This is a genomic window from Bacillus sp. SD088 (assembly GCF_017355205.1).
Lineage (GTDB): Bacteria > Bacillota > Bacilli > Bacillales > Bacillaceae_C > Lederbergia.
In genome coordinates this window covers 122,966-134,301 of sequence record NZ_JADIJK010000008.1, presented here as the reverse complement: position 1 = coordinate 134,301, position 11,336 = coordinate 122,966, and the positions used below count along the sequence as shown (strand labels likewise).

The 11,336-nt window shown below is 37.5% G+C and carries 8 protein-coding genes; 3 read left to right on the top strand and 5 right to left on the bottom strand.

Annotated features, from left to right (window positions below):
• Positions 1-103: 103 nt before the first annotated feature.
• The 5 genes from IPU53_RS09335 to IPU53_RS09315 all read right to left on the bottom strand — a co-directional run bounded on the left by IPU53_RS09335 (position 104) and on the right by IPU53_RS09315 (position 7,456).
• Positions 104-1,678, bottom strand: coding sequence for an FAD-dependent oxidoreductase (locus IPU53_RS09335; protein ID WP_207450107.1), 1,575 nt, complete (start codon positions 1,676-1,678; stop codon positions 104-106).
• A gap of 46 nt (positions 1,679-1,724) precedes the next feature.
• Positions 1,725-3,260 carry an extracellular solute-binding protein gene (locus IPU53_RS09330; protein WP_242698198.1) on the bottom strand — a complete coding sequence of 512 codons (1,536 nt, stop codon included), beginning with the start codon at positions 3,258-3,260 and terminating at the stop codon, positions 1,725-1,727.
• A 142-nt stretch (positions 3,261-3,402) separates the two neighbouring features.
• Positions 3,403-4,272: a carbohydrate ABC transporter permease gene (locus tag IPU53_RS09325; RefSeq protein ID WP_207450105.1), complete on the bottom strand. Its 870-nt coding sequence runs from the start codon at positions 4,270-4,272 to the stop codon at positions 3,403-3,405.
• An 11-nt stretch (positions 4,273-4,283) separates the two neighbouring features.
• Positions 4,284-5,243: an ABC transporter permease gene (locus IPU53_RS09320; RefSeq protein WP_207450103.1), complete on the bottom strand. Its 960-nt coding sequence runs from the start codon at positions 5,241-5,243 to the stop codon at positions 4,284-4,286.
• A gap of 638 nt (positions 5,244-5,881) precedes the next feature.
• A complete protein-coding gene (locus IPU53_RS09315; RefSeq protein WP_207450102.1) occupies positions 5,882-7,456 on the bottom strand; it encodes an FAD-dependent oxidoreductase in 1,575 nt (524 codons plus the stop codon).
• 508 nt (positions 7,457-7,964) lie between these two features.
• Here IPU53_RS09315 and IPU53_RS09310 point away from each other — a divergent pair.
• The 3 genes from IPU53_RS09310 (at position 7,965) to IPU53_RS09300 (ending at position 11,230) form a co-directional block, all read left to right on the top strand.
• Entirely contained in the window at positions 7,965-8,459 is a 495-nt protein-coding gene (locus IPU53_RS09310) for a PH domain-containing protein (RefSeq protein ID WP_207450100.1), read from the top strand.
• Positions 8,456-9,946 (top strand): PH domain-containing protein, encoded by a 1,491-nt coding sequence (locus tag IPU53_RS09305; RefSeq protein WP_207450098.1) that lies wholly within the window; start codon positions 8,456-8,458, stop codon positions 9,944-9,946. The genes IPU53_RS09310 and IPU53_RS09305 overlap by 4 nt, the downstream gene beginning before the upstream one ends.
• 390 nt (positions 9,947-10,336) lie before the next feature.
• Positions 10,337-11,230 (top strand): glycine betaine ABC transporter substrate-binding protein, encoded by an 894-nt coding sequence (locus IPU53_RS09300; RefSeq protein ID WP_207450095.1) that lies wholly within the window; start codon positions 10,337-10,339, stop codon positions 11,228-11,230.
• Positions 11,231-11,336: the final 106 nt, after the last annotated feature.

The following is an 11,336-nucleotide window of genomic DNA, read 5'->3' as shown; positions in this document are numbered from 1 at the left end:
ACTTCGGCTAACCAATTAATTTTATTTTGTCCTACCCCAATTGAGTTGTCAATATACTTAGAATGCTAGATTTTAAATAACAAACTAAGCTTTAACACTATACTCATTTAGTTGTACTTAATGTATTCCGTTTCCACTCCAATACTTGATTATCTTCTATTAATTTATTCCTTAGCTTTTGGTATTCTACATGTTGAACCGATACATCATCCTCAATAGCTAATGCGGCAGCCGTTGCAGCAGACTGACCTAATACCATAAATACCGGTTCCATCCTTATAGAACCAAAGGCTATATGGGAGCTCGAAAGGCAAACAGGAACAATTAGATTGGAGCATTCATCCTCTTTTGGGACAATAGCCTGATAAGAGATCGGATATGGTGCAGTTGGAGAAATCTCTACATTTCCCTCATTAATCACTCTGCCGTCTATGATCACTCTCCTACAATGATGAGAATCCATTGTATAGGCTGCTAGCCCAATTGAATCTTCTGCAGTAGTATATCCTCGGCAATGGCGCTCCGTCATCACACAATCTGATATCATTCTACGAGCCTCGCGTATATATAGTTGATGTGGCCACCCGCCAGTTTCAGGAAATTCACCTGCTGGTAATCCCCAGCTACAAACCTCTTCGCGAATAGTAGTAGGCACCCTTTCATCATGACTTAAAAAATATAGCATCCCTAAATTGTAGTCAACATGATCCTGAAATATCTTTTCGCGTGTTTCGTAATCACCTTCAGCCCAGTTATAATTGAATCCTATATGATCAGTTGAAACTCCTCCGTAATTGTTTAAATCTGTTTTTCTATTTTGTAAAACTCTATGAAGTTGCATGGCATCCCATACACCTGTATCAATATACCTTGCAAGTAAGGCATATTTATTGGGATCATAATTGTTTGGTTTTGGAAATGGCATTTTGATGTCAGATCGATCTGTTAGACAAATTCTAAAATTATAGGCCTGAATGGATGAATCTCCCTGCCCTTGATAACCGAGTGTATCATTCGTTATACCATACAATAAGCCGCTGTCTGGTTTCCCCTCTACCACATAAGGATCTACCCAAGATTTAAAATTATGATTGGGATTTCCAAAGTGAATACCATTCAATGTTTCTTTATATACGGAATTCGCTTCTCTGCCTATATGATAAGAAACCCCGGCTTTCGCTAGTAGATCCCCTTCATAAGTAGCATCAATAAATATTTTCGCGGAGAAAACATCACCATTTTCCATTTCAATGCTTTTAATACGTCCTGCTTCCTTTTGTACAGATTCTAGATGTTGTTCATAGAATACATTGATACCTTGCTCATCGATCCATGTATTAAAAACTTCCTCCGCTACTGAAGGTTCAAATTTCCATGCAGCTCCATCAGGTTCATCACTTTCATAGTACTTTCCAAGCGTACGATAAAATTGACGTGATATTCCACCGATTGCCTCCTTATTGCCAATGTCTGTTGCACCTAAACCACTTGAAGTCATCCCACCCAAATGCCTACCAAATTCTAGTATCACAACATCTAACCCCATTCGTTTAGCTTGCACAGCTGCGGTTACACCCGCTGAAGTACCTCCGTAAATACATAAATCAGTTTCAATTCTGACAAATTGATTGGATTTAGTTTGCTGGGTATAATAATTCAATTTAGATGAATCTAACATTCTATCCGTCCTTTCATATCCAAATAATTAAGTTCCTTTAACTGTTTTATTTATTGCTATACCATTCATTTACTTCTTTCGTAATCTGATCTCCCCCTTCTTTTTTCCATTCATCCACAAATTGATCGAACTTATCAAGTGGCGCTTCTCCCATGACTATCTTGGTAAAAACCTCTGCTTCCAATTTATTTAACTTTGCGTTAAATTTCCCCATCGATTCTGTCGGAGTTCCGAGAAATTCATCGTAAATCGCATTTTCCTTAATCTTTTGCAAGTTATCATATAAATGAAATTCTTCCCCTAAGGAATCAAGCCGTAGTTTGACTAAATCCAAATTATCAGGCTCAATCATCTCTGCCAATGTTAAACGGTAAAGATGGTTATTATGTTTTTCAAAATCGGTTAGCATTTTTCCATCCTCCATTGTATAAACATCGTCCTCAAAGCCAAATTTCAGTGTTTCATATCCTTCTCCAATCATAAAATTCAACATTTTGACAACGGAATCAGCCTGTTTACTTGTTACAGGTACGACATTATAAACTCTAACTGGTGCAGTGCCATCTGTCCCGGATTCTCCATTTGGTCCAAGAGGAAAGTCTAACGAAATCCACTCAGCTTCCGGATCATTCTGCTCATTCGTAAGAATTGGCCCACGTGTATCATACCAAGTAGCTGCAAATAATCCTGCTTTACCACTTGCTATTTTCTCCTCAAAATTTTCAGTTTTATTAAGAGCAAACTCTTTATCTAACAATCCATCTTGATAAAGGGTAGAGAGATATTCTAATGTTTCTTTCGTTTCTGGAAGAATACTTGAATATACCAATTCTCCATCTCTTTCAATCCATTGATTTCTTTGAATACCAAATGCACCAAAAAATGGCTCTGTTCGTGCTAAGTTTTCCGCTATTACCAAACCTAATGTATCATCTTTTCCATTGCCATCCGGATCTTCCTCTTTAAAAGCTCTCATCACTTCTGTATATTCATCTAATGTTTTGGGTGGTTCTAAATTTAGTGTATCTAACCAATCTTTCCGAACATACATAATCATCGTCCCTGGATAAGTATTTACACTTGGAATTGCATAAATTTTCCCAGCGATTGTCACATGTTCCCATGCTTCTTCGGGTATATTCTTTTTTAAATCTTCACCATATTTATCAATCGCATCATCTAACGGCTGTAAACCATTCTGATTGACATAATTCACTACCCATGAAGGATCAGTAGTATAGATCATATCTGGGAGATCTCCGGACGCCATCATCACATTTAATTTTTCATTATAACCGTCACTTGAAGGAGTAGTAACCTTAATGTCCAGATCAGTATTGTCCCTAATATATTCGATATAAGGATTATTATTTGCATCCATTCCTTTTGGATAATTCCTGCTTGCATTATTCAAAACAATTTCTATTTGCTCTTTGTCTCCCCCTTCATTGTCCTTCTTGCTAATCCCAGCTTCTTGATTAGAAGAACATGCTATCAATAAAGTTAGGAGTAGCATCACAATCAAACTCAACCGGTAATATTTCCCCTTCATCATTTCAACCCCTTTAATTTTTATCCGCATTAACAAGCAGTAATCCCCTCACTCAAGACTTTAGAGAAGACGGAGAAGACATAAGAGAGGGATACACTTCCTAATCTAGCTCCAGCTCCTAGCGACTAGCACATCCTTTGTGTCGAAAAAAACCACTGATTGAAGCTTTACTTTATCCTTTAACCGAGCCAAGCATAATTCCTTTCACGAAATGCCTTTGTAAAAATGGATAAACCATTAGTATTGGAATTGTACTTACGATCAAGGCCGCAGCCTTTAACGACTCTGTAGCAATTAATTGTTTTTCCATATTGTCCATTAAATTAATGTCTGTTTGATTAAACTGGATTAATTCTCTTAAATAAATTTGTAGCGGGAATAACCCGCGATCATTAATATATAGCATAGCGTCAAAGAATGAATTCCAATGAAAAACAGCATGAAATAATGCAATTGTTGCTAAAGCCGGCATGGATAGTGGCACAGCAATTCTGAAAAGAATTCCGAGATTAGAGCAACCATCTATCCGTGCTGACTCCTCAAGTTCATAGGGAACACTTTGAAAAAAGTTTTTCATAATAATCACGTTAAAGGCACTAATAGCACTTGGGATAATAAATGCCCAAAACGAATTTAATAGATGCAAAGATTTTACGGTCAGATAAGTTGGGATCATTCCTCCGCTAAATAGCATTGTAAAAACAACTAGGAATAGGATGATCCCCCTGCCTTTAATGTAGGGTTTAGAAAGTGGATAAGCTAATAAACAAGTAAGAAAGACATTGATAAACGTTCCAATTACCGTACGTCCTACACTAACTACGAATGCTTTAATAAATGCATCATCGTTTAGGACCTCGCTATATGCATTCACATTAAATTCTACCGGCCAAAAGATAACCTCTCCTGACACAATGGCACGTTGACTACTAAACGATTGGGCCATAACATAAATGAATGGAGCTAAAGCCAATATCCCAAATATCCCCAGTATGAAATAGTTCGTATATGAGAATATCTTTTCACCCTGTGATAATTTCATCTATTCACCCCCTACCAAATCCCTTCTTGTCCCATTTTCTTCGCTGCTTTATTTGCTAAATATACTAAGACTAAAGCGATTACTGATTTAAATAATCCAACAGCCGTTGTATAGCTAAATTGCGCCTGTTCGATACCAGCCCGATAGACATAGGTTTCAATTACATCAGCCACTTCATATACTACGGGATTATATAATACAAATATTTGCTCAAACCCAACGTCCAATACATTCCCCAGACGAAGGACGAATAGGATGGCAATCGTTGGAAGTAATGCTGGTATCGTTACATACCATAATTGTTTCCACTTATTTGCTCCATCCACTGTAGCTGCCTCGTATAGTTGTGGATCAACTCCTGCAAGCGCTGCCAAATAAATGATAGCGCCCCAGCCGATTTCCTTCCAAATGTCACTTGCAACAAGTACAGATCGGAACCAACTTGTATCCGCTAAAAATAATATAGGGTTCATCCCTAGAAATTTTATGACTTCATTAACTATACCCGTAGATGGGGAAAGGATATTAATGAGGATTCCACCAACAATCACCCAAGAAAGAAAATGGGGTAAATAGGCAAGTGTTTGAATAGCTCTCTTGTACCCCATGTTTCGTATCTCATTTAATAAAATTGCCAGCACAATCGGCCCGGGAAATCCCCATAATAGTTTATAGAAGCTAATAATAAAAGTGTTCCATAATACTTGATAAAACTCTCGATCTTGAAACATATGATTAAAATGTTGCAAACCAACCCATGTACTTTCTAAGAGCCCTCCAAATACACTGTAATCTTGAAAAGCAATGATCACTCCCCACATAGGCAAATATTTAAATAAGATAAAATAAATAATTCCTGGAACCATAATTAGATATAAACTCCAATATTTAGAAAAAGAAATATTACGTTTAACCTTAATGTGGTTCAATGAAGGTCGCTGTCTAGCAAATTTCACCCCTTCTTCTTTCATTGCTTCACCACCTCTCTGATCATTTTTTGCTATTAATGATTGATTTCATTATATTTGAAAGCGATTTCTAAAAATAGATATTTTGTTTACCTATCTTGGTACTTTTATGACTATTAATTCGATTGGAATTAAAAAAATTCTTTTACTCTTTGGTCTACACATTAAAACTGGAGGTAAATATTAATAAACACACATGATTATGTTCACGCATGCTTAGAAACAATCATTAGTCCTATAGATTAATTGAGCTTGACACAAGTTAAGGCAATTAATACTTTTAAATGAAATTCCGAAAGATAAGGAAATGATTGTTTCTGCGGGGGCGTATGGTGTAACACAGCTGCCCAAAGCAGCAATGTTCTAATAGAACGTGGTTACAAGGTGAAATTCTACGGGGATCGCAACATGAAAGAGGCTGGGACAAAAGTGTTTTCACTAAAGAAAAAAACGAACTAGTATGATGCATATACTCGCTCCGAAAATATACTTCGCTAAGGTAATGCATTGTTCGTCTTGGAAGCTTAACATTTTAGTTATGTCCCAACCTCTCTACTTATCTTATATTCTCTCTTATTATACTAATTTCAGTTCATAAGTCTTGCCAACATAACTTTGATATTACTGTTAGAGCCTACTTATTAAACTGTTCTTAATTTAGGCCAAGTCAATTCAATTCCCTCTTGTGTTAGTAATTTTTGATAATCATTTAAATGCTGCTGATTTGATCGAACATTACGGGGAGGAATTTTCTTCTCTAAGCAATAGGAAGCTAAATAACCAACAGCTTCCCCAATATTCCATTCTACAGGGTGTAATCTATAACTTCCGTTCGTAATATGAGTTGTACCAATATTTTTACAAGCAGGTAAAAGATTCTCCATATGAACTGGCAATAAACTACCTAACGGGATTTGAAAAGGCCAACTAGATAGATCAATATAATTTCGGTTTCCAGTACTTGGATGAAGATCAGTTCGATAACAACCGATTCCTACTGAATCATGGAATACTTTCGCACCTCTGTCCCCTCTCATCTTCGCACTAATATCCTGTTCAACAATCGTATATTCTGCTTTGATTCTTCTAGATTCACGAATATATGGAGACATTGCCAGACCATCCTCTGTACCAACAATATCCTTTCTAAGCCTTAACCCTGGGTATCCTTCGCCACCATCTGGTCTAGGAGATTCTGTTTGTAACCAATATAATAAAGATAAACTTAGTTGCTTAGCCTGATACAAATGTTTATTTCTTTCTTCTTCACTCACTTCAAAAATGGGGCCAAGCCAATAATCATTTTGCGGCCAGTTTACTAGTGTGATATCACTATCAAATACGCCAGGGGCAAAATTCCCTTTATCAATAATTCTTCTATAGATCCATCTATCCTTTTTGCCTTTTGATGGAAAGAGGCTATATGTGGTTGGGACATGAGTAATATAATGCGGAGATACCCACCCTAATTGCTTACCTGGCCAAAAATCAGCCTGATACCCCTTCCAAAAATCATAATCGGCTGGTCGATCAATGGTATGATTTTCCCCCTCCAGATAATCCATTGCAAAACAATAGGTAATTGCCTGCATATCCAACGGGTCCGCATCACCTGGAAGTGCATGCTCTTCTCCTGTTTCTGATTGAGATTCCGCTCCTGTTACATATTCTACCCCTGCCAATGACAGAAGATCGCCACACTCTGTCGCATCTAAGATATAGGGCGCCGTTAAGATAATTTCGTTACTCGTTTCAAGACTTTGAACACGTACAGATCTGATAAAATCTCCTGTCGATTCCGCATGAATTGGTTTATGCTTCGTTAAAATCGTTAGTTTTCCACTATGAACATAAGGGGCTAGCAAATCTTGAATGACAGATAAAGCAACTTTTGGTTCATGACATATTCTGCTTACTCCACCATTACCGGGATCAAAGTTTACCTTTTTCCTAGCCTCAGGTGTAAGCGGGAAATTTCTCCGATAAAAATTCATAATACCATTTCGGAATTCACGATAACTTCTCGTACAACCAAACTGTGCGATCCATGGATGCTCATCTGGTGGCACTGCCTGATTTGTTAATTGTCCACCAATCCAAAGCATTTCTTCAGTCATAATAACTTTTTTCCCCATTTTTGATGCTGCCAACGCCGCCGCGCACCCACCTGTACTTCCTCCAACTATGACAATATCAGCATTTAGCTCCTTTACCAATTCTTCTTACCTCCAATAACCTTATTTCCCTTAACTTTACTGGAATAAGTATATTTTTAAAGAGGAATTGTATGACCTTTTATAGTATTAATTTGATTTTCTGCATAGTTTGTCTGAGTCTCTCTTCCCAATCCCCTTGTGCAATATACGATTAGTGACGATTTATCACTAAGTGAATTAGAACTACGCTTTAAGGAAAATGTGGAAAACTACAAAGATTTTGGGAATTTATGAAAAAAGAGACCTAATAGCAAATACAAGTAGTTGATCTTGGATTGTTATTCTTTTTATAAATGTCCCATTTGTTTTGTAAAAACTTAAGCCCTTCTAACCCTTATGAATCCTTAAGGTTAGAGGGGCTTTTTGTTGAACAAGAGATTTATTCTGTTCTACCTACTATATAAAATCTCAATATCCGAAAGCCATTAAAGAATTAAGGTGAAATTAAGCTAGAATTTTAGCAGACGTAAGGTAAGTAGATTAAAATAGATATATAGGAGGTGTTTTTTTGTATACTCCATTGGATGCACCCCAGAGACGTTTATCGAAGGATGCAGTTAAGGTTTGGCTTATCAGCGAGACGGTTGAGAATATTATCGGCCTTATCATTCTGGGTGCTTTATTTTACCTTGATTATCGTTTTTCATGGAAGGAATGGATTGGGTGGATATTGATCATTATAACAGTCTTTGCTTTGATTGCTGGAATTTGGTCATTGATCAGTCCCTTTATACTTTATAAAAATTGGCGTTATGATGTAGATGAGGAATTTCTGCAACTAAAATCAGGGGCAATTAACGAAACGCATCAACTCGTGCCGATGACAAAAATTCAATCGGTCATGACTGAGCAAGGGCCGATTCTTAGAAAATACGGACTCTGCTCCGTATCAGTTAAAACAATGGGATCTTCTCACACTATACCTGCTCTACCAAAAGAGGTGGCTGTTGAGTTAAGAAATCAAATTGCTCAATACGCAAAAATTAAGGAAGTGGAGAAATGATTAGACGTTATTCTCCGTTTGTAATGCTTTTTGATTTAGGGAAATTATTACGGAATTCACTTGTCTTTGTGTTTTATTTATATGTGTTAAAGACGGGCTCAGAATCATCTTTTATCAAATACGGTAGGATGGTCTTCTTGGTCGTGGTTGGATTGATGTTTTTTTCAACCATCTATAAATGGTTTACTCACAAATACAAGCTTGATAATCAGGCATTTCACCTTTACAAAGGACTTTTCAACAAATCAGAACGAACGATTCCGTTCTCTAAAATTCAAAACATTCATCACCGCACGTCTTTTATCCATCGTATCTTTCATTTAACCTCTGTTCGTTTTGAAACGGCGATGACAGATGAAGATGCGAATATAAAGTTCGAAGTCATTTCTCAAACAGAAGCTGAGCGGATAGAAGCACACCTTAAAAGTGCGGACCAGGAGATTGAAGATCAAAATCATGAATTTGACGATTCGGAGGTTGAAGTTAAACATCCAGAGTCGAATCGAACGATTCATTTTCAAGCAACGAAAAAGGACATTTTAAAAGCATCCTTTTCATCTTTAAGTTTTTTAGTGCTAATCCCTTTAATTGGTTCATTTTATTACAAAATCAATGAAGTTTTTCATGTGGAAGGTACGGCACAAGGATTCTTTGAAAAGTTGATCAGCTCCTGGTGGATTATGACTATTATTGTGATCGTACTCGTTATTGCTTCTGCCACCTTTGGAGTGGTAAGAACCTATTTAAAGTATGGGAAATATGAAATATCTTCAGATTCGAATCTCATTTATATAACTAGAGGGGTTATCGATGAAACAGCCTTTTCCATTTCCAAAGAAAAGGTGCAGGCCATTGAAATAACACAGTCCTTGATGAAAAGACTACTCGGGCTCGCTGAGGTAAAGCTAACAAGTGCAGGTAATTTAAGGTCTGAGGAAGATACGCTCGAAGTGAATACACTCTATCCTTTTCTACCAGTTAACAAGGCATATAAGATGGTATCAGAAATTTTGCCATCCTACGCGATTACACAAGAAATGATTCGACTTCCAAAAAAGTCCCTTTGGGCTCGCTTATTACGGCCAAGCTGGCTCTGGATCATTGCAACAGGAGTTTTATATTATTTTAAGCCAACCATTTTGGATGTGGAACAGGCTTGGATGGTCCTATCAACAATTCTCTTAATTTGTATTGTAGTATCAAGATGGTTAAATTTTAACCATACCCGTTACGTGATTAATGATCAATTTATTCAGTTTAAAGAAGGAGCACTCACGACTTCCTTATTCGTCTCAAAACGAGAAAAAGTGATCGAAGTGAAAGTCACACGAAACCTCATTCAAAAAATGCTAGGTCTCGCATCCATCGGGACAATTAATAGAGGAAGACCAGTGCATCATTCAGGCGTAAACGACGTACCAGTTGAATTAGCAAACACACTTTTCAAGTGGTATATGAAGCGAAATAATGAAATTCATGTTGAGTGACATTATTTTGAGGGGCCTTTTAAGGGGACTGACCCCCAACGTGGTACAGCGTTACCATGGTGGGGGTCAGTCCCCAATCTTGGTTATTTAACAACGATTTAACTTCATTATCATAGTTCTTTACTTTATAACATGCCTATAATCAAAGGATATACTAGTATTTATAAGTTAACGTCGTTAATTGTCCATTAAATACGCCCCTACGTTCGTTCCACATCGATAACGTATCTATATGCGCGTTGCCCCAAAAGAAGATACACACTATAGTTTAATTTATACGCTTTTTGCGAGCGTAAATAGATAGGCAAAGTAGTCCGTTTATACTCACTATATTTTTCCTTCCCCCTCTTTATACAGCTAACTAGACATACTACTAGGGGGGTTACAATTATGAAGAATTTCAAACTAATTAAAGGAATGGGAATAGCCACATTGTTAGCAATTGGACTTGCAGCCTGTGGTAGCGATGATGAAAAAGCAGAAGATCAAACTGTTGGAGAACAGGTTGACTATACGATCGTTGGAACCGATCCTGGCTCCGGGCTTATGCAAGAAACAGAAAAAGCGATGGAGGATTATGGGCTTGATGATTGGGAGCTCATTACGGGGTCTGGGGCATCTATGACAGCTGCACTGAAAAAGGCTTATGATAAACAGGAGCCAATTGTATTTGCTGCATGGAGTCCACATTGGAAGTTTATAAAATATGATCTCAAATTCCTGGATGATCCAGATTTAGTATATGGGGATGAAGAAGAAATTCACACACTTGCTAGAATAGGATTAAAAGAGGACATGCCTGAAGCCTACACCATATTGGAACGTTTTCATTGGGAGACAGAAGATATGGGCGATATTATGGTAGACATTGAAGACGGAGAAGAACCGGAAGTTGCAGCACAGAATTGGGTAAATGATAATCAGGACAAGGTTGCAGAATGGACGGAAGGTGTACCTGAGGTGGACGGGGATAAAATTAAACTCGCCTACGCCCCATGGGATAGTGAAGTTGCTAGCCATTTCATGATGAAGCAAGTACTAGAAAGTATAGGATATGATGTAACCATATCTTCAGTAGAACCTGGACCGATGTTCGCGGGTGTTGCGGATGGAAGTGCAGATGCAACAATGGCTGCTTGGCTTCCAGTCACCCATCAAAATTACATCGAAGAGTATGAAGGTGAATTGGACGACCTAGGTGCAAATATGGAAGGTGTACGTCAAGGTTTAGGTGTTCCAGCATATATGGAAGACGTTAATTCTATCGAAGATTTGAAAGATTAAGAAGTAAAGCTGTATAAAGAGTCTCCTGAAGAAGAAAGATTACCCAAAGGAAGAGCCCAAGAATGTTGCTTTGTAAAGCGATTCTTGGGCCCTTTTCAATTGAGAA

Coding starts and splice junctions, on each gene's coding strand:
- IPU53_RS09335 (WP_207450107.1), bottom strand. CDS start 1,678: ATGTTAGATTCATCTAAATTGAATTATTATACCCAGCAAACTAAATCC.
- IPU53_RS09330 (WP_242698198.1), bottom strand. CDS start 3,260: ATGCGGATAAAAATTAAAGGGGTTGAAATGATGAAGGGGAAATATTAC.
- IPU53_RS09325 (WP_207450105.1), bottom strand. CDS start 4,272: ATGAAATTATCACAGGGTGAAAAGATATTCTCATATACGAACTATTTC.
- IPU53_RS09320 (WP_207450103.1), bottom strand. CDS start 5,243: ATGAAAGAAGAAGGGGTGAAATTTGCTAGACAGCGACCTTCATTGAAC.
- IPU53_RS09305 (WP_207450098.1), top strand. CDS start 8,456: ATGATTAGACGTTATTCTCCGTTTGTAATGCTTTTTGATTTAGGGAAA.
- IPU53_RS09300 (WP_207450095.1), top strand. CDS start 10,337: ATGAAGAATTTCAAACTAATTAAAGGAATGGGAATAGCCACATTGTTA.